This window comes from Streptomyces tibetensis (genome assembly GCF_007655005.1).
In the GTDB taxonomy this organism is placed as follows: Bacteria; Actinomycetota; Actinomycetes; order Streptomycetales; family Streptomycetaceae; genus Streptomyces; species Streptomyces tibetensis.
Map to the genome: position 1 here is coordinate 1 of NZ_SZVW01000004.1, position 26,781 is coordinate 26,781.

General features: G+C 72.7%; 17 protein-coding genes, 1 tRNA gene and 1 riboswitch. Of the genes, 9 read left to right on the forward strand and 9 right to left on the reverse strand.

Going from position 1 to position 26,781, the window contains the following annotated elements:
- Positions 1–315: 315 nt before the first annotated feature.
- Positions 316–864, reverse strand: coding sequence for a MarR family winged helix-turn-helix transcriptional regulator (locus FDO69_RS07135; RefSeq protein ID WP_104778914.1), 549 nt, complete (start codon positions 862–864; stop codon positions 316–318).
- 122 nt (positions 865–986) lie between these two features.
- Here FDO69_RS07135 and FDO69_RS07140 point away from each other — a divergent pair, with 122 nt between their 5' ends.
- Positions 987–2,252 carry an MFS transporter gene (locus FDO69_RS07140; protein ID WP_104778915.1) on the forward strand — a complete coding sequence of 422 codons (1,266 nt, stop codon included), beginning with the start codon at positions 987–989 and terminating at the stop codon, positions 2,250–2,252.
- Positions 2,253–2,264: 12 nt separating this feature from the next.
- Here FDO69_RS07140 and FDO69_RS07145 read toward each other — a convergent pair whose 3' ends face one another.
- The gene (locus tag FDO69_RS07145; protein WP_104778916.1) at positions 2,265–3,932 is read right to left on the reverse strand and encodes an ATP-binding SpoIIE family protein phosphatase; all 1,668 of its coding nucleotides are present in this window, start codon (positions 3,930–3,932) and stop codon (positions 2,265–2,267) included.
- A 173-nt stretch (positions 3,933–4,105) separates the two neighbouring features.
- Positions 4,106–5,485, reverse strand: coding sequence for an NAD(P)/FAD-dependent oxidoreductase (locus FDO69_RS07150; RefSeq protein ID WP_104778917.1), 1,380 nt, complete (start codon positions 5,483–5,485; stop codon positions 4,106–4,108).
- Between the two features lie 373 nt (positions 5,486–5,858).
- Here FDO69_RS07150 and FDO69_RS07155 point away from each other — a divergent pair, with 373 nt between their 5' ends.
- On the forward strand, positions 5,859–6,623 hold the full coding sequence (locus tag FDO69_RS07155; RefSeq protein ID WP_104778918.1) for a TetR/AcrR family transcriptional regulator: 765 nt from the start codon (positions 5,859–5,861) through the stop codon (positions 6,621–6,623).
- 364 nt (positions 6,624–6,987) lie between these two features.
- On the forward strand, positions 6,988–9,027 hold the full coding sequence (locus FDO69_RS07160; RefSeq protein WP_104778919.1) for a sigma-70 family RNA polymerase sigma factor: 2,040 nt from the start codon (positions 6,988–6,990) through the stop codon (positions 9,025–9,027).
- Positions 9,028–9,198: 171 nt separating this feature from the next.
- Here the strand turns inward: FDO69_RS07160 and FDO69_RS07165 are convergent, their stop codons facing one another.
- Both FDO69_RS07165 and FDO69_RS07170 read right to left on the reverse strand, forming a co-directional pair.
- Positions 9,199–12,489, reverse strand: coding sequence for an AfsR/SARP family transcriptional regulator (locus FDO69_RS07165; protein ID WP_104778920.1), 3,291 nt, complete (start codon positions 12,487–12,489; stop codon positions 9,199–9,201).
- Positions 12,490–12,623: 134 nt separating this feature from the next.
- Positions 12,624–14,741 carry an asparagine synthase-related protein gene (locus FDO69_RS07170; protein ID WP_104778921.1) on the reverse strand — a complete coding sequence of 706 codons (2,118 nt, stop codon included), beginning with the start codon at positions 14,739–14,741 and terminating at the stop codon, positions 12,624–12,626.
- An 893-nt stretch (positions 14,742–15,634) separates the two neighbouring features.
- On the opposite strand from FDO69_RS07170, the gene FDO69_RS07175 reads away from it, so the two are divergent.
- The 4 genes from FDO69_RS07175 to FDO69_RS07190 all read left to right on the forward strand — a co-directional run bounded on the left by FDO69_RS07175 (position 15,635) and on the right by FDO69_RS07190 (position 21,410).
- Positions 15,635–17,059, forward strand: coding sequence for an NsdA family TPR-like regulatory protein (locus tag FDO69_RS07175; protein ID WP_104778922.1), 1,425 nt, complete (start codon positions 15,635–15,637; stop codon positions 17,057–17,059).
- Positions 17,060–17,214: 155 nt separating this feature from the next.
- Positions 17,215–18,405 (forward strand): L-2-hydroxyglutarate oxidase, encoded by a 1,191-nt coding sequence (lhgO, locus tag FDO69_RS07180; RefSeq protein WP_104779264.1) that lies wholly within the window; start codon positions 17,215–17,217, stop codon positions 18,403–18,405.
- 693 nt (positions 18,406–19,098) lie between these two features.
- The gene (gene trmB / locus FDO69_RS07185) at positions 19,099–19,998 is read left to right on the forward strand and encodes a tRNA (guanosine(46)-N7)-methyltransferase TrmB (protein WP_104778923.1); all 900 of its coding nucleotides are present in this window, start codon (positions 19,099–19,101) and stop codon (positions 19,996–19,998) included.
- Positions 19,999–20,057: 59 nt separating this feature from the next.
- The gene (locus FDO69_RS07190) at positions 20,058–21,410 is read left to right on the forward strand and encodes a PrsW family intramembrane metalloprotease (RefSeq protein ID WP_104778924.1); all 1,353 of its coding nucleotides are present in this window, start codon (positions 20,058–20,060) and stop codon (positions 21,408–21,410) included.
- 100 nt (positions 21,411–21,510) lie between these two features.
- Here FDO69_RS07190 and FDO69_RS07195 read toward each other — a convergent pair whose 3' ends face one another.
- The 4 genes from FDO69_RS07195 to FDO69_RS07210 form a co-directional block, all read right to left on the reverse strand.
- The gene (locus FDO69_RS07195; RefSeq protein WP_104778925.1) at positions 21,511–22,455 is read right to left on the reverse strand and encodes an aldo/keto reductase; all 945 of its coding nucleotides are present in this window, start codon (positions 22,453–22,455) and stop codon (positions 21,511–21,513) included.
- Between the two features lie 165 nt (positions 22,456–22,620).
- Complete coding sequence (locus tag FDO69_RS07200) at positions 22,621–23,661, reverse strand: M23 family metallopeptidase (protein WP_104778926.1); 1,041 nt, start codon at positions 23,659–23,661, stop codon at positions 22,621–22,623.
- Between the two features lie 11 nt (positions 23,662–23,672).
- A riboswitch (cyclic di-AMP (ydaO/yuaA leader) is annotated at positions 23,673–23,829 on the reverse strand.
- Between the two features lie 287 nt (positions 23,830–24,116).
- Positions 24,117–24,190, reverse strand: a tRNA-Met gene (locus FDO69_RS07205).
- Between the two features lie 66 nt (positions 24,191–24,256).
- Positions 24,257–25,387, reverse strand: coding sequence for a dihydrofolate reductase family protein (locus FDO69_RS07210; RefSeq protein ID WP_104778927.1), 1,131 nt, complete (start codon positions 25,385–25,387; stop codon positions 24,257–24,259).
- A 77-nt stretch (positions 25,388–25,464) separates the two neighbouring features.
- Here FDO69_RS07210 and FDO69_RS07215 point away from each other — a divergent pair, with 77 nt between their 5' ends.
- Together FDO69_RS07215 and FDO69_RS07220 are read left to right on the forward strand one after the other, a co-directional pair.
- Complete coding sequence (locus FDO69_RS07215; RefSeq protein WP_104778928.1) at positions 25,465–25,980, forward strand: MarR family winged helix-turn-helix transcriptional regulator; 516 nt, start codon at positions 25,465–25,467, stop codon at positions 25,978–25,980.
- A gap of 133 nt (positions 25,981–26,113) precedes the next feature.
- Positions 26,114–26,755 carry a GTP cyclohydrolase II gene (locus tag FDO69_RS07220; protein WP_104778929.1) on the forward strand — a complete coding sequence of 214 codons (642 nt, stop codon included), beginning with the start codon at positions 26,114–26,116 and terminating at the stop codon, positions 26,753–26,755.
- The last annotated feature ends 26 nt before the right edge of the window (positions 26,756–26,781 follow it).

The following is a 26,781-nucleotide window of genomic DNA, read 5'->3' on the forward strand; positions in this document are numbered from 1 at the left end:
CGGGCCTGATCCCCGGTCAGCGGGGTTTGTCTTTGCGGCTGTTGGGCCGTTCCGACGTGTCCAACCTTAGCGCGCCCTCTCGGCGATTCCCAAATCGACGCCGTTGGAGTCGATCAGGCCGTCGAGTCCCAATTCGAATTGAATTCGGACGTGCCGAAATCAATCCCATCGGGAGGTCGAGCTGGTGGTTGGGTGCCGCTGCTGCGGCGGATGTGCTGCCGAAGAACCGTTACGGCTCCGTGGCAACCCGAAGAACTTTACGGATCCGCCAGGGGGGTGTCAAGCGGCCCTGTCAAGATCTTTTCGGCCCCGGGGTCAGTCCAGGTCGGTGAGGCGTCCGCCGGCGTCCGGCTGGGCGTGCTCGACCCGGCGCAGCAGACGCGTGAGCACTTCGCCCAGCGCCGTGCGCTCGTCGGGTGACAGGTCCTGGAGCAGGTCCTCCTCGAAGACCGTCGCCAGGCGCATTGCCTCCAGCCACTTCTCTCGCCCCTCGGATGTCAGCTCCACGATGACTCGGACACGGTTCGACTCGTCTCGCTCACGGGTCACCAGAGATTCGGCGACCATGCGGTCGATCCGGTGGGTCATCGCGGCCGGGGTGAGGCCGAGGCGCTTGGCGAGGTCGCTGGGGCCCAGGCGGTAGGGGGCCCCGGAGAGGACGAGGGCCTTGAGGACCTCCCACTCCGTGTTGCTGATGCCGAGGGTCGAGGTCTGCCGGCCGTAGGCGACGTTCATACGGCGGTTCAGGCGGGAGAGGGCCGAGACGATCTGCTCGACCTGCGGGTCGAGGTCCTGGAACTCGCGCTGGTACGCGGCGATCTGCTCTTCGAGGGTCGGCTCGCTGGGGCCGGGGGTGTCGCCCATGTGCGCAGTATCGCACGCTCGTTCTTTGCCTTGAAGTTCTTGGGTATGTACTCTTTAGGTTCGAACTTTAGTTTCGAAGTCTTCACTCCTAACTAGTGAGAGAGGTGAACGTGACCAGGGCGATGGGCGCCGCGATGCGCCGGATTCACGTGGGTAACGCACTCAGCGCGTTCGGGCTCGGCTTCACGGTCCCGTACCTGTACGTCTATGTGGCGCAGGTGCGAGGGCTGGGGGCCATGACGGCGGGTCTCGTACTCGCCGTCTTCGCTGTGGCCGCGCTGGTCGTGCTGCCGTTCGCCGGGCGGGCCATCGTCCGGCGCGGCCCGCTGCCGGTGCTGCTCGCCGCCCTGGTCACCGCCGCTCTGGGTGCCCTCAGTCTGGGGATCGCGAGCAGTGCGGCTGCCGTGCTGGTCTCGGCCTCCCTGCTGGGGGCCGGTCAGGCCGTGATGCAGCCGGCCCTCGCGACGATGATCGTCGACTGCTCCTCGGCGGAGACGCGGTCGCGTGCCTTCGCCATGCAGTTCTTCCTGCAGAACCTCGGGCTCGGTGTCGGTGGCCTCATCGGCGGTCACCTCGTCGACACCACGAGCGCGGCCTCCTTCACGCTGCTCTTCGCGATCGAGGCGGCGATGTTCCTGCTGCTGGTCGTGGTGATGGCGACGGTGCGGATGCCGCACGCGCCGCGGATCGGGGACGCGCCCACGGCCGCGGGACGGAGCAGCTGGAAGCAGTTGCTGGGCAACCGGGCCATGGTGCAGCTGTGTGTGCTGGGCTTCGTGCTGTTCTTCGCCTGCTACGGGCAGTTCGAGTCGGGGCTGAGTGCGTACGGGGTCGAGGCGGCCGGGATCTCGACGTCCGCGCTCGGGACCGCGCTCGCCGCCAACACGATGATGATCGTCGTCGCGCAGTTCGCCGTGCTGCGGTTCGTGGAGCGGCGCCGGCGGTCGCGGGTGATCGCCGCTGTCGGGCTGATCTGGGCCGTGGCGTGGGTCGTCGCCGGGTACGCGGGGCTCGGGCACGGGAGCCAGGAGATGGCGACGGCGGCGTTCGTCTCGACGTACGCACTGTTCGGGCTGGGTGAGGCGATGCTGTCGCCGACCGTGGCCCCGCTGGTCGCGGATCTCGCGCCGGAGGGGATGGCCGGGCAGTACAACTCCGCGTTCGCCCTGGTCAAGCAGCTCGCGCTGGCCGTCGGGCCGGCGGTGGGCGGGCCGCTGGGGGCCTCGCTGCACGCGCCGTACATCGTGGCGTTCCTGGTGTTCTCGCTGGGGATCACCGTCCTGGCTGTGCGGTTGGGGCGGCAGCTGACCGATGTGCAGGATCAGCCATCGCTCGGGAAGAGCCGGGTCGTGGCGCGGGGCGGGGCTCCTGTCTCCGCGGACGTCTGATCCACGTCCCCTCTATGTGACCCGCGGGCGCGGCAGGGCGAACTCGCACCAGACCGCCTTGCCGCCGCCGGGTGTGCGGCGGCAGCCCCAGTTCGACGCGATCGTGGCCACGATCGCGATGCCCCGGCCCGATTCGTCGCCCGGTTCCGCGCGGCGGCGTCTGGGGAGGTGGTCGTCGCCGTCGGTGACCTCGATGATCAGGCGTCTGTCCGTGCGGCGCAGGCGCAGCCGCATCGGCGGGGTGCCGTGCTGGAGGGAGTTGGCGACCAGTTCGCTGGTGGCCAGCACGCCCAGGTCGTGCAGGTCGGCGGGGAAGCGCCAGCTGGTCAGGACGCCGGAGGCGAAGGCACGCGCGCGGGGGGCCGCCTCCACTCCGCCCAGCAGTTCCAGGGCGGCGTTGCGGAAGAGCTCGCTGTCCGCTCCCGTGCGGGCGGGGTGCTGGAGGACCAGGACGGCCACGTCGTCGTCGTGGTCGGGGGTCACTCCCGCGGAGCGGACCAGGCGGTCGCAGACGACCTGGGGGGTGCCGGTGGCGCCGGACAGGGCGCGTTCCAGGGCGGCGATGCCCTCGTCCAGGTCCGCGTCGCGCCGCTCGACCAGGCCGTCCGTGTAGAGGACGGCCGTGGAGCCGGGGGCAAGGGGGATCGAGCCCGAGGCGTGCATCCATCCGCCGGTGCCGAGCGGGGGGCCGGTGGGTTCCTCGGCGCGCAGGACCGTGCCGTTCTCGTCGCGGACGAGGATCGGGAGGTGGCCCGCCGAGGAGTAGATCAGCTTGCCCTCGTTCGGGTCGTGGATGGCGTACGCGCACGTGGCGATCTGGTTGGCGTCGATCTCGGATGCCAGACCGTCCAGGAGCTGGAGGATCTCGTGCGGGGGGAGGTCGAGGCGCGCGTAGGCGCGGACCGCCGTGCGCAGCTGGCCCATGACCGCCGCAGCGCGGACGCCTCTGCCCATGACGTCGCCGATGACCAGGGCCGTGCGGCCGCCGCCCAGGGTGATGACGTCGTACCAGTCGCCGCCGACCGCGGCTTCCGTGCCGCCTGGGTGGTAGGTGGCGGCGATGCGCAGGTCGTCCGGTTGTTCGAGTTCCTGCGGGAGCAGTGAGCGCTGGAGGGTGACGGCCGTTTCGCGCTGGCGGCGTTCGCTGGCGCGCAGGCGCTCCGCGGCTTCGGCGTGGTCGGTGACGTCGGTGGCGAAGACGAGGACGCCGCGGCCGTCGCTGCCGCCCTTGCCGTCGCCCTGGGCGACCGGGGTGCACGTGAAGCTGTAGGAGCGGCCGTCGGGGGCCTTGCGGGACTTGACCGTGCGCGATTTGCCGCTGCGCTGGACCTGGTCCAGGAGGGGGAACAGACCGAGGGCGTCCAGCTCGGGAAGGGCCTCTCGGGCGCGTTCACCCAGGGGGCGGACGCCGAATGCGGTCGTGTAGGCGTCGTTGACGTAGGCGATGCGGTGGTCGGGGCCGTGGACCAGGGCGACGAGGGACGGGACGCGGTCGAGGACCTCACGCACCCGCAGTTCGTCGACGGCGGGAACGGACGGTGTCTCGTCGGTCAGTTGTTCGGCGCGGGCGGCGGGTACGGAGCCTTCCCCCCGCCGGTCCGGGGAGGCCGTCTGCTCGGTCCGCGCTGCGGCGCGGCGCTGCGTTCCGGGGAGCCGGGCGCTCCAGCGCGTGAAGTTCACGAATCCTTGCCTCGTGTAGTGGTCGGCGGCCGGCACCGGAACCGGCCGGGGCCCCGGGGGCCCGCACCGGGGCGAGTGGTGGCGTACCCGCGGTGGTGGACCAGTCTGGCAGGGCGCGGACCGGACCAACATCCGTCAGACGCCGGGCCGGCCGCTGGAGTTCCTGGGTCCGGTCAGGACGACCCCTTCGGGTTGTGCGGGGGGTCTTGAGAAGGCTTTCCACCGGCCGCGAGTTCGAACTCAGCCCGGGGGTGTTCGAGTGAACCCAGGGAGACGATCTCCCGTTTGAACAGGCCGGCCAGCGTCCATTCGGCCAGCACCCGCGCCTTGCGGTTGAAGGTGGGCACACGGCTGAGGTGGTAGGCGCGGTGCATGAACCAGGCGGGATAGCCCTTGAGCTTGCGTCCGTAGACGTGGGCGACGCCCTTGTGCAGGCCCAGTGAGGCGACCGAACCGGCGTAGGCGTGTTCGTAGGTCTCCAGTGGTTCGCCGCGCAGGGAGTGCACGATGTTGTCGGCGAGGACCTTGGCCTGGCGGACCGCGTGCTGGGCGTTGGGGGCGCAGTCGCGGCCCGGTTCTGCGGCGGTGACGTCGGGGACGGCGGCGGCGTCTCCCGCGGCCCACGCGTGCGTGGTGCCGTCGACCGTCAGTTCCGGCGTGCACTTCAGACGTCCGCGGCCGTTGCGGGGCAGGTCGGAGGCGGCGAGCACCGGGTGGGGTTTCACGCCGGCCGTCCAGACGACCGTACGGGTGGGGAAGCGGGCACCGTCGCTGAGGACGGCGACCCGGTCGGCGCAGGACTCCAGGCGCGTGTGGAGGCGGACGTCGATGTTGCGGCGGCGCAGCTCGGTGACGGTGTAGCGGCCCATCTCCTCGCCGACCTCGGGCAGGATGCGGTCCGAGGCCTCGACGAGGATCCACTTCATGTCCTCGGGCTGGACGTTGTGGTAGTAGCGCGCGGCGTAGCGGGCCATGTCCTCCAGTTCGCCGAGCGCCTCCACGCCCGCGAAGCCGCCGCCGACGAAGACGAAGGTGAGGGCGGCGTCGCGGATGGCGGGGTCGCGGGTGGAGGAGGCGATGTCCATCTGCTCGATGACGTGGTTGCGCAGGCCGATGGCCTCCTCGACGGTCTTGAAGCCGATGCCGTGGTCGGCCAGGCCGGGGATCGGCAGGGTGCGCGAGACGGAGCCGGGGGCGAGGACGAGCTGGTCGTAGGACAGTCGCTGTGCGCCCGTGCCCTCCTCCGCGGTGGCGAGGGTGGTGATGCTGGCGGTGCGTTTGGCGTGGTCGACGGCGGTGGCCTCGCCGATCAGGACCCGGCACCGGTCGAGGACGCGGCGCAGCGGTACGACGACGTGGCGAGGGGAGATGGCGCCCGCGGCGGCCTCGGGGAGGAACGGCTGGTAGGTCATGTACGGGTCGGGGGTGACGACGGTGATCTCCACCTCGCCCCGGTCCAGCTCCCGTTTCAGTCTGCGCTGCAGGCGCAGGGCCGTGTACATCCCGACGTAGCCACCACCGACAACGAGAATGCGCGCACGTTCCTTCACCATCCCATGACGCACCCGTCGCTTGCGTTTGTCCACAGCCTCGACGAATTGTGTGACCGGAGCGGGAGAGCGCGCGGAGTTGGCCGGATTAGTGACCTGTGGCGCATTCGCACAGGTCAGGATGGGTGGTGCAGGAAGCGCGCGGGGGCACATTCAGGACGTATGCGGCCCGTACTCCGATCGGTGGGCGCTCTGTGCGGAACGTGCCCCTTCTGAATTGACTCCCTCTCAACTATGTTCGTGTGTCGACGGGGTGTAGGGGGATGCGCTCACCGGGGTCCGCGACGGGCGGGCCGCGAATCGGGCCGGTTCCCGCGTCCCGGCATCGTATGGCGGGGAGTCTCCGGGGGGAGACGTCATTACCGGGGGAATACTTATGCATGTTCAGGACTCTCATTGGTCGCCCGCGTCCGCAGTCGCGGCGGGCGGTATGACGATGAGCGCGGCGGGCAGCGGACGCGACGCGTCGCGGACGACACCGCTGCGTGTGGACGCACAGCGCAATCTGGAGCACGTACTGCGCGCGGCGCGCGAGGTCTTCGGCGAGCTGGGGTACGGCGCGCCGATGGAGGACGTGGCGCGGCGCGCGCGGGTCGGTGTGGGCACGGTGTACCGGCGGTTCCCGAGCAAGGACGTCCTGGTGCGTCGGATAGCCGAGGAGGAGACCTCCCGGCTGACCGACCAGGCGCGTGCGGCGCTCGGGCAGGAGGACGAACCGTGGTCGGCGCTGTCGCGCTTCCTGCGGACGTCGGTGGCCTCCGGCGCGGGGCGGCTGCTGCCGCCGCAGGTGCTGCGGGTCTCCGTCGAGGACGGTGCCGGTGGCCCGCGGGTGCCGCAGCAGCGGACCCAGCCGGGCACGACAGAGCTGCGACTGGTGCCTGACCAGCCCGTCGCGGTCGCTGCGGTACCGGCGGTGGCGGCCGAGGACGACGCCGGGACGGCGGCGCTGCTCGAGGTCGTGGGCCGGCTCGTGGACCGGGCGCGTGCGGCCGGTGAGCTGCGGGCGGACGTGTCGGTGTCGGACGTGCTGCTGGTGATCGCCACGGCCGCGCCCTCACTGCCGGACGCCGCTCAGCAGGCGGCCGCGTCGGCCCGGCTGCTGGACATCCTGCTGGAGGGCCTGCGCTCGCGACCGGCCTGAGCCATTGAGACCCGGGGCGAACAGGGCCCCGGGTCGGGTGGAGCTTCGGGGCTCGGGCGGCACGTCCGGGCCCGGAAGCCCAGGTCGAGTGGAGCTTCGGGGCTCGGGCGGCACGTCCGGGCCCAGAAATCAGGTCTGGTGGAGCTTCCGGGCTCCGGCGGCACGTCCGGGCCGGGAGCGAACCCGGAGCGGAGTGGGAGAGAAGCGCGAGAGCCTTCCCCGAATGAGTGACCGCCAGTACTGCCGTGCGATAAGTCCCCACGGATGGGTGATGGTCCGAACTTCGGGCTTCCGACCATAAGCCCATATGGCACGCTGGCCCGGTGGTCTGGACGGGTTGGACGGCTGCCGGGGGCTTTCCGCGATGAGCGTTGACGGGCGGGACGAGTCGAGCGGCAGCGGACACGGCGACGCGGCCGGCGGTCCGGTCCCGCCGAAGGTGCCGAGTCAGGGCGGGCGCGCGAGCGTGCCGCCCGCCGGGCACCCGGCCGACGGCTCGGTCCCGGCCCAGCGCGACAGGCGCGAGGACGGCGCACTGCCGCCGCACGAGGTTCCGCCGTCCGACGCCGGCCTCATCGACCGTATGCGCGCGGGCGACGACACGGCGTACGAGGAGCTGTACCGGCGCCATGCGCAAGCCGTGCGCCGGTACGCCCGCACCTGCTGCCGTGACGCCCACACGGCGGAGGACCTGACCGCCGAGGTCTTCGCCCGCATGCTCCAGGCCGTGCGCGGCGGCGCGGGCCCCACGCACGCCGTGCGCGCCTACCTGCTCACCTCCGTCCGGCGCGTCGCCGCCTCCTGGACGAGGTCGGCACGGCGCGAGCAGCTCGTCGACGACTTCGCGGTGTTCGCCGCCCAGTCCGCGCACGGGCCCGACGTGTCCGGCGACGACACGCTCGAACTGGGCGCGGACGTCCGGGCGATGCACGAGGCAGAGCAGTCCATGGCCATGCGGGCCTTCCGGTCGCTGCCGGAGCGCTGGCAGGCCGTGCTGTGGCACACGGAGATCGAGGACGAGTCCCCCAGCGAGGTCGCCACGCTGTTCGGGCTGGACGCCAACGGCACCCGCGTACTCGCCAGCCGGGCCCGCGAGGGGCTCAAGCAGGCCTACCTCCAGGCCCACGTCAGCGCCACGCTCACCGCCGACCGGGACTGCGCGCGCTACGCCGACCAGCTCGGCACCTACGCCCGCGGGCGATTGCGCACCCGCGCCGAGCGGGGGCTGCGCAAGCACCTGGACGAATGCGCGAAGTGCCGGCTGGCCGCGCTGCAGATCGAGGAAGTGGCCGGCGGTATTCCGGCCGTCGTGCCGGTCGCCGTCATCGGCTGGTTCGGGGCCGCCGGTTACGCGAAGGCCGCCGGGCTCATCGCCGGCGGTGCGGGAGCGGCCGGTGCGGCGGGGGCGGCAGCGGCGGCGGGCGGCTCGGCCGGTGGGGCAGCCGCATCCGGTGGCGGTTCGGCCGGTTCGGTTGCCGCAACCGGCGGTGGTTCGGCCGGTGGGGCTGGTGCGGCGGGTGGCGGTTCGGCCGGTGGCGGAGGTGGGGCGGTCTCCGAGGGGGTCGGCGCGCCGGTGAAGGCCGGTATCGCGGCCGGTGTGGTCGCCGTGGGTGTGGTGGCGGCGGTCGTGATGGCACTGGCCGGCAACGAGAAGCCGAAGGCAGAGGCCCAGGCCGACCCCTCACCCCCTCCGCCGTCGTCGGTGGTGCGCCCGGGTGAGCCCACACCCACGCCCTCGCCCTCCTCCGTACAACCCGGACCGGGGCCGCGGCCGCCGGGGATCACGCCCGCGCGTGCCGAGACGCCCGCGCCGACACCGAGCCCCAGAACCAGCCCGAGTCCGGACCCGGAAGCGGCCCCGACACCCACCCGGACGCCCGCTCCACCGCCCGCGTCTCCGAAGCCGACTCCGCCCCCTGCCCCCACACCGACGCCCACTCCCCCGCAGCCCCCGCCACCCCCGCCCGCCCCGGTCCTCTACCAGTGGAGCGAACTGTCGTACGACGTCAGCGGCGACGGGACGAAGCCCGAGATGCGGATCGGTTCGAGCAGCTGGGTCTGGCAGCGGTCCGGCCTGTCGGTCGGCGGCCGGCGCTACGCCCACGGCGTCACCGTGCACGGCCGCTCGTCCGTCACGATCGACCTCAACCGCGCCTGCTCGTCGTACGACGCGCTCGTGGGAGTGGACGACATGACGTTGAGGCTCGGCAAGGTGCACTTCTCCGTCTACGCCGACGGGGCCCGGCTGTGGCGGTCCCCGCTGGTCGAGGGCGGTGATCCGGCCGTGTCCGTCCATGTGAACCTCACCGGCCGCAGTACGGTCCGGCTGGTGGTGGAACCGCGCAGCGCCTTCGACGACCTGATGCCGGTGGACTGGGCGGAGTCCCGGTTCACCTGCGGCTGACGGTACGACTGCGGCTGGCGCCGCGGCTTCGGCTTCGGCTTCGGCTTCGGCTTCGGCTTCGGCTTCGGCTTCGGCTTCGGCTTCGGCTTCGGCTTCGGCTTCGGCTTCGGCTGCGGCTTCGGCTTCGGCTTCGGCTTCGGCTGACGTTACGTCGGCTCACGGCACGTCGGCTCACGGCACCCGGTCGGGGGCATGCGTGCGGCACGCCTCCTCCAGTTCGCGCAGCACGTCGTCCGCGGTGAGAACCGTGCCCCGGGCGCGCTCCGCCTCGCACCGGGCGCTCCCCAGAGCCGCACGCGTGGCGGCTTCGGCCCGTTCCGCCGGGGCGCGCTCCGGAATGGAGCGCGGGCGGCCCGACCGCCAGTGGTCGCCGGCGCCGAGCAGCCGGGCCGCGCGCGCAAAGTCGCCGACATCGGCCAGCAGTTTCGCCGCGCCGTCCACGACCGTGGCCCGGACCACGTCCGAGCACCGCTTGTCCACGGCTTCGTGGAAGGCGGCGGTGACCTTGGCCAGAGCGGACCGCGGGCCGGACTCCTGCGCGCTGATCACGGCGTCGAGCAGGAGCAGCATCACCATGAACTGGGGTGGCGGGGTGCCGGGGGCGGTGTTGGCGCGGGCCTCCTCGCACCACGCGCGCGCCCGTTCGGTGTGGCCGTCCTCGAGGGCCATCTGGGTGCGCATCAGCAGGACGTACGCCTTGGAGTCCCGCACTCCGTACCGCTCGGCGGCGGCGGTGGCCTCGTCCAGCGAGGACAGCGCGGACACCCGGTCGCCCGCACGGTAGGCGATCTCGGCGAGCCGGGCGATGAGGAACGGCGACTCGGCGTAGGCGCCCACCTCGTAGGCGAGCCTCAGCGCCTCCTCGTACTCCCCCTTGGCCTCCTCGAAACGGCTGCGCACCATGGCGGCCTCGCCCGCCGCGCTGCACACCTGGGCGCGCAGCCAGCGGTCGCCCGCGCGGCGGCTGAGGACCCGCAGTTCCGCGAGGTCGTCGTCGACGCCTTCCAGGGCGCCGGGTCCGTCGACGACCGTGTGCGCGCGGAACATCAGGGCGACGGAGATCTCCCAGTCACCGCCGTACGCACGGCAGTTGTCGACGGCGGCGTCCAGGACGGTCCGGACCTCGCTCGGGTCGCCCAGGAAGGAGGAGAGGATCGGGCAGACCAGTCCCGGGATACGGGCCGCGTGCGGGCCGCCTTCCCGGTAGTGGTCCCACACCCGCTCGATGTAGGGCAGCCGCTCGGCGGCGAACGTCTTCATGGGCGCGACCTCGGTCATGAAGAACAGATGCAGCAGGCGCACGTCCATCCGCAGGGCGTGCAGCGGATGCCCCGCCTCCCCGTCCGGCGCGGCGAGGAAGTGGTCGAGATGGCCGGCCTCCGGCTCGGCGCCGGGCGGTATACGGCCCGCGGTGTCCAGGGCCACACCGAGGCGCAGGGTCCGCTCGAGCCACTCCATGCCCTCGTGCCGGTAGTTGCGCAGCCACCAGAACCAGCCCATGGCCAGGGCGAGAGCGGCGGCCTCCGCCTCTTCCCCGGCGGCGAGGGCCCGGTCGAGGGCCGCGCGGATGTTGTCCAGCTCGCTCTCCAGGCGGGAGATCCAAGGCAGTTGGCCGGCGGAGCGCAGCTGCGGATCGGCCCGCTCGGCGAGCGCACGCGCCCAGGCGCGGTGCCGGAGTTCGGCGGTGGTGCGCAGCCGCGGGGTGTCGGCGGCGCGCTCGACGGCGTACTCGTGGATGGTCTCCAGCATTCGGTACCGCATGCCGGAGGAGCCGTCGTCCGGGCCGGGGGCCGCCACGACGAGGGACTTGTCGACGAGGGCCCCGATCAGCTCGGCGGCGGGGCCGGAGCACACGGCCTCGGCTGCCGTGAGGTCCCAGCCGCCCGCGAACACGGACACCTCGCGCAGCATCGTCCGCTCGGCGTCGTCGAGGAGGTCCCACGACCAGTCGACGACGGCGCGCAGGGTCTGCTGGCGGGGCAGGGCCGTACGACTCCCGGAGGTGAGGAGGCGGAAGCGGTCGTCGAGGCGGTCGGCGATCTGCCGGGGTGTGAGCAGCCGGAGCCGCGCCGCCGCCAGTTCGATGGCGAGCGGCAGCCCGTCCAGCCGCCGGCAGATCTCCGCCACCGCCTGCTCGTCGCGGAGCACGGCCTGCGCGTCGGGACGGACGGCGGTGGCTCGCTCCGCGAACAGCCGGCGGGCGTGGTCGGGGCGCAGGGGCTCGACCGGGCGGACCGACTCGCCCGGGACACCCAGGGGTTCGCGGCTGGTGGCCAGGATCGTGAGCCCTGGGCAGCGGGTCAGCAGGGTCTCCGCGAGGTGGGCGGCGGCGCCGATGACATGTTCGCAGTTGTCAAGGATCAGAAGGAGGCTGCGCGGCGCGCAGAACTCCACGAGCAGCTCGACCGGGTCGTCCTGCACGGCCGTGAGCTCGCTGGTCATGAGCACGGTCTCGCGCAGACCGAGCGCGCTGACCACTGCTCCCGGCACCGCCTCGGGCCGGTCGAGCGGGGCGAGCTCGGCCAGCCATGCCTGCGGGAGCCCGGCGGCGGCTTCCTCGGCGAGGCGGGTCTTGCCAGAGCCGCCCGGTCCGGTGAGGGTGACGAGTCGGGCCCTGTGCATGTCGGAACGGATGGCGTCGATCTCGGGTTCCCGGCCGACGAAAGAGGTCAGACGCGGGCGGATGGCCCCCGGCCGGGTGCGCTCGCGCTCCGGCGGCGCGGGCGGGCGCTTGTCGTCCTTCGTGGCGGAGTCGAGCAGTTCGGCGTGGAGGGCCCGCAGCCGGGGCCCGGGGTCGGTGCCGAGGCCTTCGGCCAGGGCGCGGCGGGCGGTCTCGTACGCGGCGAGGGCGTCGGCCTCCCGTCCGGTGTCGCGCAGGGCCCGGATGAGGAGGGCGTGCAGCGGCTCGTCGTAGGGGTGTACGGCGGTCAGTTCGCGCAGTTCGGGTACGACGTCCGGCCCGCGTCCCAGCCGTAGCCGGGCCTCCGCTCTGGCCCGGGTCGCCTCCAGGCGGCTGGCCTCCGGGCGGGTGGCAGCGGAGCGGTCGGGGAGGTCGGCGAGGGCCGGGCCGTGCCAGAGGGCGAGGGCGGCGTCGAGGTGCCGTTCCGCGAGGGCGGGGTCGTCGTCGGTCAGGGCGTCGATGCCCTGCTGGACGAGCCGTTCGAAGACGAAGAGGTCGATGTCGTCCTTGCCGGCCGCGAGTCGGTAGCCGCCCGTCTCGGAGGTGACGGCGCCCTTGCCGAGAACCCTGCGGAGACGGCCGACGAGGGCCTGGAGGGCGGCGGGGGCGTCCTGGGGCGGGTCCTCAGCCCAGACCTCGTCGATCAGCGCCCGGGGAGTGACGACGCGGGAGGGGCGCAGGGCGAGGGCGGTGAGCAGGGCGCGGAGGCGGGGGCCGCCGATGGGTACGGCCGAGCCGTGCTCGTCCTCTGCCGTGGTGACGCCCAGGATTCTGTACCGCACGGGGTCATTGTCGCCGGGGTGGTGGTGAGGGGCGGAAGGTTTTCGGTGCGGGGCGTTGCTCGGGGGTGTGCGCGCGGGTCCACGCACCAGCGCTACACCCGCCGCGGGTGTGTGCGCAGGTCCACGCACCAGCGCTACACCCGCCGCCCTCCACCGGCCCCCGCCCCCAACGCCCCCCGCTGTGGTGCGATCCCCGCCGGGACGGCCCGCTGCCGCGCCGGTGTGCCCGTCCAGCAGGTGCCGCGGCGGGCCAGGAGGCGGCGCAGCCACAGCTCCAGGGAGACCAGGTCCGCGAGGCCGTCCAGGGGCAGGGGTTCGCCCGCCGCCGCGCCGCGCAACGCCTTGCGGACCACACGGGCCTCGACCAGGCCCGCCTCCGCCAGCAGCGGGGTGTCGAACAGGGCGACCAGGGAGTCCGCCGCCACGCGCAGCCCCGTGCGCTCCGCGGCCGCAGCCGTCGCCTGGGTCGGAGCGCCCCAGCCGGGCGGCAGTTCGCGGACCCCGGCCCCTTCCAGCACCGTACGCAGGATCGCCGCCCGCGACCCCGGCCGCACCCGCAGCGCCTCGGGCAGGGCCCGGGCCGCGCGGACGACCTGGTTGTCGAGGAACGGCGCGTGCAGCCGCTGGAAGCGGACCTCCGCCGCCTGTTCCAGCACCCGCAGGTCCGCCGCATGGCGTCCCAGCGCCGCACGCGCGCGGAAGTCTCCCGGCCGCTGTCCCGGCCCGACCAGCTCCGACCGGTGGGTGGACGCCTGAAGGCGAACCGATACTTCAGCGAGCGCCTCACCGGTCAGCCAGCGCGCCGCCGGCCCGGGTCTTCCCCAGGTCAGCGCGGCGAGCGACGCGTCCAGCGCACCGCCGGGCGCGTCGAGGCCGTCGTCGGAGCGGGGATCGAGCAGCCGCTCGGCGAGGGCCTCGAGCCCCGACCGGTACGGCGTACGGGACAACCGCCGCGCCGCCGCGTACACGCGCGCGGGCACCAGCACCGACCCGTCGGCCTTGGCGAGGGCGGCGACGGGCCGTACGAGATGCCGCCGCCGGCGGTCCATCAGCAGGTCGGCGAGGCGGGCGGGATGGGCGTCCAGGACCTGGCGCGCGCCGTAGCCCGTGAAGTGGTCCGCGCTGCCGGCCGCCAGCCGGGCCCGATGGCGCGCCGCCGACACCAGGCACGGACCGGGTTCGTCCGTCAGGGGCCCGTCCAGGTCGGCGTAAGGGAGGGCCTCCTCGCCGCCCGCCACGACGACGTGGTGCAGCCGCGGGTTCGCGGCCAGCGCGCCCGCCCGCTCCAGTTCCGCCTCCCGGCCGCCGACGGCGAGGTCGTTGAACGTGACGGCCACCAGCCGCTCCCCCGCCCCCGTGCGGTGCCCCAGCACCGTGCCGGGCATCCCGGGCAGGCCCGCGGCCAGCAGCGCCAGTGCCCCGGAGGCGGGCCCGCCGGACAGGTCCGCGCCGATTCCCGGCACCGGCATCCCGCGCGCGGCCCGCCGCTCGGCGGGCCCCATGCCGGGCACCGGACCGGGGTCGATGTCGGCGCCGGGGACGTGCCGCGGCGCGGACAGCCGCGTCCGCACGGCCTCCACGAGCGCCTCGCGCACCGCGTCGACCGCGCTGTCGGGATCCGCCGGGGGCGCCGCCACGGCCAGCGAGGCGACCGGCTCGTACCCGGCGATCTCGCGCGCCCCGGCGCGCAGGATGAGGGCGTGCCCGGGCGGAATGCGCTTCACGCCGTCGTACGGCGTGGAGTCGTGCAGCGCGGCCGGCACGTCAGGAGCCGCCAGCAGCGCGGCGAGATGCCCGAAGTCGAGGTTGGCCTCGATGAGGTCGGCCAGCGGCAGCGCGGCGGTCGCGTACGCCGTACCGCCGGCCCAGGGCGTGTGGAACACCGGCCGCGCGCCCGCGAGATCACCGCAGACGGTGATCCGCCTGCCGACCTGGACGATCGCGGTGTAGCTGCCGGGCCAGGCGGTCAGGTGCCGAAGTGCGCCGCCGCGCGCGGCGAACAGCGCGACGCGCAGCTGCTCGTCGGTGGCGCCGCAGATGCCGAGGACGGCGATCCTGGTCCGGTCGTCGGCCTTCACGACCCGCACCTCGTCGGGGCGCCAGTCGCCGACCGCCCACAGCGGATCGGGGTCGCCCCACAGGAGTTGGGACCCCACCGGGTGCAGCGTCTCACCCTCGCTGCCGGTCGCCCCCGCCGAACCGGCAGCGACGGCTCCCGCGGCGGTGCTGCTCCATCCCACCAACCACCGCATCGCCGCCTCCACAGGCTGTGGACAACCAGTGCACCGTACGAACCGGTTCACCATGCTGCCATGAAGGAGGCGTTCCAGAGGGTGCCGACGCCGCTTGCGCTCCGCCGAATGCGCCCCGGCGGAGCCACCCGCACGGTCGCGAACACCCCGAACACCCGCACGCGACAAGAAGATCCGGGCGGAAAGCCGGACGAACCGACGGCTGCCCGCACGGAAGACGAAACGGAAGACGAAACGGGAGACGGGACGAAAGGCCGGACGGAGATCACGACGTACCAGACGCCGAAGGAAGACACTCGAGGCGCCGGAAGGAGCGGAGCAGAACGAAGAAGCGGCGAAGAATCAAGGCACGCCAGCGACATGTCTGCAGTCATACTGCGACGCGAATGCGCCCCCGGAACGCGCCCTAATCACGCCCGACGCGCCCTCAACTGCCATGGTCGGAGCCCTGATTGCCCGCGACCGGCGGGGGCGATTTTCGGCCAAATCGGAGTCACGCGAGCAGCCTCGAACACTCTCCGTACAGGCGTGGCACCCTGTCATCCGGTCGCGCAGTCCGGGAGACGGAGCACGCCTCCCGGACCGTTCCGCCGCCCGCGGGGATGTAGGCGGCGGTGTCCCCCAGCCCACTGGATCCAGTACAGCGGGCCGACCCACGCAATGACCATGGAACCGCTCCCGCGATGGCCGGAGAAGAGCGCACGGGCAGGCGCACGGCCACACAGCGGGAGCACGTCGCAACAGCCCGTATCTGAACCGCACTTCAGTACGGACCACAATCCCGCCAACCGGAACAATGCCCCTTAACGCTTGGGATGCGGCGAACTACGCTGGGTTTACGAATGCCGCGTGGTTATGCCAGTGCGGCAGCCGTCTGTGTCGAGGGGTGGCTCATGTCCAGGGAGCAACGCGGGCCGAACGAAAAACTCGGCGCCGTTCTCGCCCTCGCGGGAATCTCCAACGCGGGCCTCGCGCGGCGCGTCAACGACCTCGGCGCCCAGCGCGGTCTGACGCTTCGCTATGACAAGACGTCGGTGGCGCGCTGGGTGTCGAAGGGCATGGTGCCGCAGGGTGCCGCCCCGCACCTCATCGCCGCCGCCATCGGCCAGAAACTCGGCCGCCCGGTGCCGCTGCACGAGATCGGCCTGGCGGACGCGGACCCCGCGCCCGAGGTCGGCCTCGCCTTCCCGCGCGACGTCGGCCAGGCGGTGCGATCCGCGACCGACCTGTACCGCCTCGACCTCGCCGGCCGCCGGGCCGGCTCCGGCGGCATCTGGCAGTCGCTGGCGGGATCGTTCGCGGTGAGCGCATACGCAACGCCCGCCTCACGATGGCTGATAACCCCGGCCGACAGTTCGGTCGCGCGTGACGTGGGCCCCGGCGAGGGCTCCGGTGCACCGCTCAAAGTCGGCCACAGCGATGTGCAGAAGCTGCGGGAGGCCGCCGAGGACGCGCGGCGCTGGGACTCCAAGTACGGCGGCGGCGACTGGCGTTCGTCGATGGTCCCCGAATGCTTAAGGGTGGAGGCGGCCCCCCTACTGCTCGGCTCGTACTCCGACGAGGTCGGCCGGGCCCTCTTCGGCGCTTCCGCCGAACTCACCCGCCTGGCGGGCTGGATGGCCTTCGACACGGGCCAGCAGGAAGCGGCCCAGCGCTACTACATCCAGGCCCTGCGCCTGGCCCGGGCGGCGGCGGACGTCCCCCTCGGGGGCTACGTGCTGGCCACCATGTCCCTCCAGGCCACCTACCGCGGCTTCGGCGACGAGGGCGTGGACCTCGCCCAGGCCGCCCTGGAACGCAACCGGGGTCTGGCGACGGCCCGCACCATGAGCTTCTTCCGCCTCGTCGAGGCTCGCGCGCACGCACGCGCGAACGACGCCCAGGCGGCCGGCGGCGCCCTGAAGGCGGCCGAGAGCTGGCTGGAGCGCGCCCGCCCCGGCGACAACGACCCGAGCTGGCTCGGCTTCTACTCCTACGACCGTTTCGCCGCCGACGCCGCCGAGTGCTACCGCGACCTCAAGGCGCCCCGCCAGGTCCGCCGCTTCACCGAACAGGCCCTGTCGCAGCCCACGGAGGAGTTCGTCCGCTCGCACGGTCTGCGCCTGGTCGTCTCCGCGGTCGCCGAACTGGAGTCGGGCAACCTCGACGCGGCGTGCGAGCAGGGAGTACGGGCGGTGGAGGTCGCCGGACGGATCTCCTCGGCCCGTACCACCGAGTACGTGAAGGACCTCCTGCACCGGCTGGAACCGTACGGCGACGAGCCACGGGTGGTGGAGCTCCGTGAGCGTGCACGACCGCTGCTGATGACTCCCGCCTGAGCGTGTGCCGGGTCGCTGTGATCGTGCGGCCGGGGGCCGGTCGTGGCTGATCGCGCAGTTCCCCGCGCCCTCGGAGAGCGACGGCCCTCCCGGCGTTTGAAGCCGCTGTCAGTGGCGCAGTGCACTATCGGTAGCGGGAGGTGGTGCAGGTGCGGATGGCGTACGACTGTGACGTGCTGGTGATCGGCGGCGGCATCGTCGGTCTGTCGACGGCGTACGCGATCACCCGCGCCGCACCGGGCACACGTGTCACCGTCCTGGAGAAGGAGCCGGGCCCGGCCCGCCACCAGACCGGTCGCAACAGCGGCGTCATCCACAGCGGCATCTACTACCGCCCCGGCTCCCTCAAGGCCCGCTACGCGGTGCGGGGCGCGGCGGAGATGGTCAAGTTCTGCGCCGAGTACGGCATCCCGCACGCGGTCACCGGCAAGCTGATCGTCGCCACCGACCGCTCGGAGCTGCCCCGCCTGCACGCGCTCGTGCAGCGCGGCCGGAACAACGGGATTCCGGTGCGGGAGCTGGGCGCGTCCCAGATCGAGGAGTACGAGCCCGAGGTGCGCGGGCTCGCCGCGATACACGTCGGGACGACCGGCATCTGCGACTTCGTCGCCGTCGCTCGCCAGCTGGCCCACGGCTCGGGCGCGGAGATCCGCTACGGCACCCGGGTCGTGCGCGTCGACCGGCGCCCCGAGCGGGGAGTCGCCGTGCTCACGGCCGCGGGGGACGTCGTGCGCGGGCGGGTCCTGGTGAACTGCGCGGGGCTGCGGTGCGACGAGATCGCCCGGCTCACCGGGGACGACCCGGACGTCCGGATCGTGCCGTTCCGGGGCGAGTACTACGAGCTGGCCCGGCCGGAGCTGGTGCGCGGCCTGGTCTACCCCGTGCCCGACCCCGCGTTCCCCTTCCTCGGGGTGCATCTCACACGGGGCATCGACGGGGGCGTCCATGTCGGGCCGAACGCGGTTCCGGCCCTGGCCCGCGAGGGATACGGCTGGGGCACGGTGAGCCTGCGCGAGCTGGGCTCGACCCTGACCTGGCCAGGCTCCTGGCAGATAGCCCGCCGCCACTGGCGGTACGGGGCGGGTGAGCTGCGCCGCTCCCTGTCCAAGAGGGCGTTCACACAGGCGGTGGGCAGGCTGCTGCCCGGGGTGTGTGAGGACGACCTGGTCCCGACGGCCGCGGGTGTGCGCGCACAGGCGGTCCTCCGCGACGGAACCCTGGTCGACGACTTCCTGATCCGCGAGGGCGCTCGCACGGTGCACGTCCTGAACGCACCGTCTCCTGCGGCCACCGCGTCCCTGCCGATCGGCCGGGAGGTGGCTCGCAGGGCACTGAGCGCACTGTGAGACCTGCGAGGCTCGGCGTTCCTGCCGGCGCCGAGTGGGTCCGCAACCCGGCGGCACGGGGCACCCGGCGTTGCTGCTGAGGCCGGGTGGGTCCGACCCGGCGGATCGCGACACCCGGCGTTGCTGCCGCAGGCCGAGTGGGTCCGCAACCCCGCGGATCGGGACACCCGGCATTGCTGCCGAGGCCGAGTGGGTCCGCAACCCCGCGGATCGGGACACCCGGCATTGCTGCCGAGGCCGAGTGGATCCGCAACCCCGCGGATCGGGACACCCGGCATTGCTGCCGAGGCCGAGTGGGTCCGCAACCCCGCGGATCGGGACCCCCGGCGTTGCTGCCGAGGCCGAGTGGGTCCGCAACCCGGCGGCAGGACTGCCCGCAGCCAGGGCGGCCGGCGTGGCCCGCAGCCGCGCGAGACGACGCCCGAACGGCGCGCCTGCGGCGCGAGCCACGACGCTCCCGCGGCCGCCGTCGTACGGAAGGGGACGTGTCGGGGGGTGTCCGCCCGCAGCGGTTGGCGCGTCGACGCCAGTCAGTCGGTAAAAGGGTCCATCGCGCCGTTCCGAGGACGGACACCCCCCGGCGCGGCCCCGACCCACCACCGGCCGACGCGCCACCACCGGCCGACGCGCCACCGGCCCCGACCCACCACCGGCGCCGACGCGCCACACCGCAGCCGTAAAATCAGAGGCACTGTGTCTGACTCCGCGAACACCCCCGAAGACCCGAACCCGCACACGGACCCGCACACGGACCGGCAGCCGCACACGAACCCGCAGCCGCACCCGCACCCGGACCCGCACACCCCCGGCGTCTCCGTCCGCAGCACCCGGGCCAAGGGAGAGCCGCGCTTCCCCGACGGGCCGAAGGCCGATCCCGCCGGTTCGCACTTCGAGCGGCGGATCCGCAGTTTCCAGCCCCGTCGCAGCCGTGTCACCGCCGGTCAGGCGGACGCGCTGCAGCGCCTGTGGCCCAAGTGGGGCCTCGACATCGACGGCAGCCGCACCCTCGACCTGCCCGAGCTGTTCGGCAACGACAACCCCGTCGTCCTGGAGATCGGCTTCGGCATGGGCGAGGCCACCGCCCAGATGGCCGCGGCCGACCCCGCCACGAACATCCTCGCGGTCGACGTCCACACCCCCGGCCAGGGCAACCTGCTCAACCTCGCCGACCGCAACGGCCTGTCCAACATCCGCGTCGGCAACGGCGACGCGATCATCCTCCTGCGCGAGATGCTCGCCCCGGACTCCCTCGGCGGCCTCCGCGTCTACTTCCCCGACCCCTGGCCCAAGAAGCGGCACCACAAGCGCAGGATCATCCAGCCCGACTTCCTCACCCTCGCCGCCACCCGGCTCCGGCCCGGCGCGCTCGTCCACTGCGCCACCGACTGGGAGCCGTACGCCGAGCAGATGCTCGACGTTCTCACCACGCACCCCGACTTCGAGAACACACAGGCGGACGGCGGTTTCGCGCCGCGCCCCGACTTCCGTCCGCTGACCCGTTTCGAGGGCCAGGGACTGGACAAGGGACATGTCGTGAACGACCTCCTCTTCCGCCGCGTACAGCACGTGGACCAGCCCCCCGCCGGCGCCTGACCACCCCTGGCACCTTTCCCGCCTGCGGACAGCGCCCATCCGTCGTTAGGGTCAATTCCGTGGCCACCAGCCCCCCGCATCCGTCGTACCCGAGCGGTCCCACCGACGGCGTCCCCTTCGCCGGCCCAGGCACGGCCGGCTCCCTGCGGCACGCCCACTGGTGGCAGCGCGCCTGGGTGCGCTACGGCGCGCTGAGCACGCTCCTCGCAATATCCGGCCTGGTCATCCTCGCCCTGGTCCGTGAGGAGACCGGCACAGAGGGGTTCCTGGTCGGGCTGGGGCTGGCCGTCCTGCCGGTCCCTCTGCTGATCGCCGCGTTCCGCTGGCTGGACCGCGTCGAGCCCGGCCCCTGGCGGAACCTGGTGTTCTGCTTCGCCTGGGGCGCCTGCGCGGCGGCGCTCATAGCGATCGTCGCCAACAGCTTCGCGACGAGATGGATAGCGACGGCGACGGCGGACCCGTCCAGCGCGGACACCCTCGGCGCGACCGTGATAGCGCCGGTGGTCGAGGAGTCGGCCAAGGCGGCGGCCGTGCTCCTGGTCTTCCTCTTCCGGCGCCGCGACTTCACCGGCATCGTCGACGGCGTCGTCATAGCCGGTGTGACGGCCACCGGCTTCGCCTTCACCGAGAACATCCTCTACCTGGGCACCGCGTTCGGCACCGACCAGCTCACCGGCGGCACCGGCATCGCCTCCGTCACGGCGGCGACCTTCTTCGTGCGCATCATCATGTCGCCGTTCGCGCATCCGCTGTTCACGGTCCTCACCGGCATCGGCTTCGGCCTCTCCGCGATCTCGGCGGCCCGCCGGCCCGTCCGCCGGATCGTCTTCCCGCTGTCCGGGCTGCTGCTCGCGATGGGCATGCACGCGATGTGGAACGGCTCCTCGGCGTTCGGCGAGTACGGGTTCTTCGCCGTGTACGCGGCGTTCATGGTGCCGATCTTCGGGCTGCTGACCTGGCTGGTGATCTGGACGCGGCAGCGGGAGCTGAAGACCGTACGGGCGGAGCTGCCCGCCTACGCCGTGGCCGGCTGGCTGACCCCGGCCGAGCCGTACGCGCTCGGCTCGATGCGGGCCCGGCGGATCGCCCGCCAGTACGCCCGTCGCCACGCGGGCAGGGCGGCGGCCCGGGAGGTGGCCCGGTACGAGGCGTACGCGACGTCCCTGGCGTTCCTGCGGCACCGGGCCCGGCGGGGCGGCGCCCGGGCGGACTTCGCCGTGCGGGAGCGGGAGCTGCTCGGCGAACTGTGGCGACGCCGGGAGGTGTCCCGCCCCGCGCTGGACCACGCGGCCCGGATCACCGCCCCACCGGTCCCGGTGGTGGCCCCGCCCTGGCCGGTCCACGGGGTGTACGGGTACGGCTACGGCCACCAGCCGACGCCGTACCCCGCGTACAACCCGTACCGCACCTAGGCCCCGAACCGCACCCCGCAGAGCCAACCGACGCTCAAACCGAGACCCGCGTCAGCCGCTCAAACGCTCAAACCGAGCCCCACGTCAGCCGCTCAAACGCTCAAACCGAGGCCCGCGTCAGCTGCTCGACCTCGGCCTCCGAGAGCGTCAGCTCGCCCACGCCGACCAGTGCGGGCAGCTGCTCCACCGTCCGTGCGGAAGCGATCGGCGCCGCGACGGTGGGCTGGGCGGCGAGCCAGGCGAGAGCCACCGTGGCCACGGGCGCGTCGTGCGCCCCGGCGATCTCGTCGAGGGCGGCGAGCACCCGCTGCCCCCGCTCGGTCTCCAGATGCTTGGCGGCACCGCTCGCCCGCGCGCTCTCGACGGTCGTACCGGGCCGGTACTTGCCCGTGAGGAAGCCGGACGCGAGCGCGTAGTACGGAACGGCCGCGAGGCCGGCCCGCTCGGCGAGATCCTGGAGCTCACCCTCGTACGTGTCGCGGGAGACCAGGTTGTAGTGCGGCTGGAGAGCCACGTACCGGGCGAGCCCCTCGCGGTCGGAGAACTCCAGGGACTCCCGCAGCCGCTCGGCGGAGATGTTGGAGGCGGCGATGTGCCGCACCTTCCCGGCCTTCACAAGGCTGTCGAGCGCGCCGATGATCTCCTCGACGGGCACGTCGGGCTGGTCGAAGTGGGTGTAGTAGAGGTCGATGTAGTCGGTGCGCAGGCGCCGCAGGGAGGCGTCGGCGGCGGCCGTGATGTTGGCGGCGGACAGTCCTTGGAAGTCGGGGTGCTGGCTGACCTTCGTGGCGACGACGACGTCGGAGCGGTTGCCGCGGGCCTCGAGCCACTTGCCGAGGATGGTCTCGGATTCCCCGCCCCGGTTGCCGTCGACCCACGCCGAGTAGACGTCGGCGGTGTCGACGAAGTTGCCGCCGGCGGCGGTGTAGGCGTCGAGCACGGCGAACGACTGGTCCTCGTCGGCGGTCCAGCCGAAGACGTTGCCGCCGAGGGCGAGCGGGAAGACCTCGAGGTCGGAAGAGCCGAGCTTGCGCAGAGAAGTCATGCTTCACCTCAACGCCCAGAGAGGAACGCCTCATTCCGCGGCGAACGCAAAGGCCCTGTAAACACTTTGGCTTGGTATGCGCCGCCGTACACGCCGGAACGCCGACGGCCCTGACGTCGGGGTGTCGTCGTCAGGGCCGTCGGTGCTTCAACGCATGCGTAGCGCTTACGGGTTCAGTCCCTTGCCGCGCAGCCACGCCATCGGGTCGATGCCGCTCGCGGCCCCGCCGGTGTGGACCTCGAGGTGCAGGTGCGCCCCGGTGACGTTGCCGGTGGCGCCCACGCGGCCGATCACGTCGCCGGTGCTGACCTTCTGGCCGACGCTGACGCCGATGGAGGACTGGTGCGCGTACCAGATCTCGGTGCCGTCATCGAGGGTGAGGACGGTCTTGTAGCCGTACGAGCCGTTCCAGCCCGCCTCGGTGATGGTGCCGCTGTGCACGGCCTTGATCGGCGTGCCCGTGGGGGCGGCGAAGTCGAGGCCGGTGTGGTGGCCGGAGGACCAGTAGGCGCCGGCCTGGCCGAAGGTGGAGGTGAGGGTGTACGAGGAGGTCGGCAGCGTGAACTGCTTGGCGAGGGAGGCGAGCCGCTCGGCCTCGGCCTTCTTCTCGGCCTCCTCCTCCGCCTTCTTCTTGGCCTCGGCGGCCTTGGCCTTGGCTTCCTGCTCCGCCTTGGCGACGGCGTCCGCCGCCGCCTTCTCGGCGGCGGCCGCGGCGTCCTGGGCGGCCTTGGTCTCGATCTGGTCCTGCTGGTGCTCGACCTGGGCCATGATCCGGGCGCGCAGCGCGTCACCGGCTCCGGCGTGGGCGCCGGACGTGTCCTTCGCGGTCTCCGCCGTGGCGGTGCCGAGGCTGCTGAGCGGGGTGGCGGAACCTTCGGGGGTGTCGTCGTCCGAGATGAGGGAACCCACCGAGGGCAGGTCCGGCACGGAGATGGACACCGGGGGCTTGCCGGTCTGGGCGCTGGCCATGCCGCCGGCACCCACGGCGGCTATGACGCCGACGCCCAGGACGGTGGAGCTGCGGGCGAGGCCTCCGCCGCGCTGCTTGGTGACGCGATGCCGGCCACGGACGGGACGGATGGACTCCTCGGTGGGGTTCCACTCCTGGAACGGGCCCTCGTCGGTGCGCTGAGCGCTGTAGCCGAAGGTGTCGCTGTCGCGCTTCGGCGCGTACGGGGCCGCGGGGGCAGGCCGGTTGGACGCCACGTGGGCGTACTCCTTTCCTTCCTTCTCGCCTACCGGGTTAGCTGACGGGTTCGGAGCAGGAAGGTCTCCTACGCGCGTATACCTGCCGTGCTTCCACGGCGGTATCCGCCCGATTCACCCCAAGTGGTGGTTCCCCGGTTCCCTTTCGGGATTCGGCGCGTGCGCACGGAGCCGCCTTCTGTGACGGCTGGGACGACCGCGCTGCGTTATCGAACGTTAATGGAGGCACGAGGGGTATTCCAGCGATTCCACTTGATCATTAACCTTTTCGCGCGGACTTACCTGTCATGACCGGCTTAAATCGGGCGAGTTGACCGGTCCGCAAGTGACTGACGAGTTTTGACGGTGTGTCAGTTGTTATGCGGAACGGGGTGGTTCGCTCACCGAACGTGATGAGGTACCGAGAAAAGCACCGAGGGCCGGAATCCTTTTGGATTCCGGCCCTCGGCCTTCAGTAGCGGGGACAGGATTTGAACCTGCGACCTCTGGGTTATGAGCCCAGCGAGCTACCGAGCTGCTCCACCCCGCGTCGTTGTGTCACCAGTGTACGCCATCCGCGGGACAGCTCGCACACACCCACCGTTCCGGCCCGCGCTCAGCTCAGCAGGTGGCGGTTCGGGGCCTTGGCCTGCTCCCCGTGCTCCGGGAGGACGAGGACCTCCACCCCCTGGGCCGCCAGGAGGCCACTGCCGTCGGCATCCGTCACGAAGGTGTCCGGCTCGCGCCAGGCCGTGACGACCCGTCGGACGCCCGCGTCGAGGATCAGCCGGGCGCAGGGTGCGGGTCGGGAGGCGCGGCGGGCGCACGGCTCCAGGCTGCTGTACACCGTCGCGCCGGGCAGGCGCGGGTCGGCCGGGTCGAGCTTGGCGAGGGCCGCCTCCTCGGCGTGCACCACCGGGTCGCCGCCCTCGCGGGAGTGGCCCCGGGCCAGTTCCGTGCCGTCGGCGCCGACCACGACCGCGCCCACACTGAACGCGGTGTCCGACGGCGGACAGTGCTCGGCCAGCTCACAGGCGCGGGCCAGCCAGTGGTGGTCGGCGGCGGTGGGCAGGGCGCCGGTGCCCGGGGCGGTCGGCTCGTAGCGCATCAGGACGACGTCCTCGATCCGCCGCGACTCCAGCAGCCGGAGCCGGCCGCCCTGGTAGCCACCGGGGCCGAAGAGCCGGGGCGCCCGGGGGTCGCCCACGAAGAGCGGGGCGAGGACCAGCTGGAGCTCGTCGGCCAGGCCCTGGGTGAGGAGCTGGGTGTGGATCAGGCCGCCGCCCTCGACCATGAGCCGCCTCACGCCCCGGACGTCGTGCAGGTGCGTCAGCAGCCGCCGCCAGTCGAGGTCGGCGCCGAGCGGGACGACGTCGGTGGCCAGATCCAGGGCCCGGGCGCGTGCGGCACCCTGGTCGGTCGTGTAGAGGACCTTGTCGCCGCCGGTGTGCCAGAAGCGGGCGTCCGGGTCGAGGTCGCCGGAGCCGCTGACCGTGACCTTGAGGGGGTACTCGGGCTTGCCGGCGCCCGTGCGGGCGGACCGGCGCTGCTCCGAGTTCACCAGCAGGCGCGGGTTGTCGGCGCGGATGGTGCCGGCGCCGATCAGGATCGCGTCGACGGAGGCCCGCACCTCGTCGACCCGGTCGAAGTCGGCCGGGCCGGACAGGAGCAGCCGGTCGGGTCCGGTGTCGTCCAGGTAGCCGTCGAGGGAGACGGCGGCGGACAGCAGGACGTACGGGTGGGGCATCGGTGCTCCGCGGCTGGTCGGGACGGCGGGACGGGACAGGCCTTGGTTCAAGTTTGAAACAAACCTACACTGGCGGCATGACGACTCGCTGGCTCACCCCCGAGGAGCAGCGCGCCTGGCGCGCCTACATGGCCGCCTCGCTGCTCCTGGAGGACGCGATCGACCGGCAGCTCCAGCAGGACGCCGGCATGCCGCACCTGTACTACTCCATCCTGTCCGTCCTGTCGGAGTCCCCGGAGCGGCGGCTGCGCATGACCGATCTCGCGGAGCGGCTGAAGATCACGCGCAGCCGGCTGACGTACGCGGTCACGCGGCTGGAGAAGGACGGCATGCTGCGGCGCGAGGCCTGCCGGTACGACAAGCGGGGCAGCGTCGCGGCGCTGACCGACGAGGGCTTCGCCGTGCTGGAGCGCGCGGCGCCCGGGCATGTCGAGACCGTGCGGAGCTCCCTGTTCGACCGCCTCAGCGAGGAGCAGGTGGGGCAGCTGGAGGAGATCTCGGCGGCGATCGCGCAGGGGCTGCAGGAGGACGGGGCGCGGGCGGCGGCGGACGAGGTGCCGTGGCGGCGGAGGTCGTCCACGGCCTGTTCGTGACGCGCGCCACACCGGCCCGGATTCTCGTTGCTTCAAATTTAAAGCACGAGTAGGGTTCCGATCGTGGATCTGCTTCAAATCTGAAGCAGTACGGCTGTGCAGCCGAACAGGAAACGGAACCCGGAGGCCCCGCATGTCCGACACCCCCGCCGTCATCGCCACCCCACGCTCCCGCGTCCGGGTCCCGCTGCGTTTCCACGACGGCTACGAGGCGGACGCCGAGCTCGTCACCTTCCACGGCCTGGCCGACGGTCAGGAGCACGTGGCCGTGATCCTCGGCGAGCCCGGCCCGGTCCCGCTGGTGCGGCTGCACTCCGAGTGCCTGACCGGGGACGTGTTCGGCTCCGCCCGCTGCGACTGCGGCCCGCAGCTGCGCGAGGCGGTCGAGAGCATCGCCGAACGCGGCGGGGTCTTGCTGTACCTCCGGCAGGAGGGCCGCGGCATCGGCCTCTACAACAAGCTCGACGCGTACGCCCTGCAGGACGAGGGGCTCGACACGTACGAGGCGAACGCGGCCCTCGGGCTGCCGGAGGACGCCCGCGACTACACGGCGGCGGCCCAGATGCTCCGGGCCCTGGGCATCGGCGAACTGGACCTGCTCTCCAACAACCCCGACAAGGCGGGCCAGTTGCGCTCCCTGGGCGTCGACGTCCGCGAGCGGATCCCCACGGGCGTCTTCACCACCGCCCACAACGTCCGCTACCTGCGCGCGAAGGTCCTCCAGACCCAGCACACGCTGCCGCTCGCCGCACTGGCGGAGCTCAACGCCGGCTGAGCGGTCGCCGGTCCGGCCGGGCACTG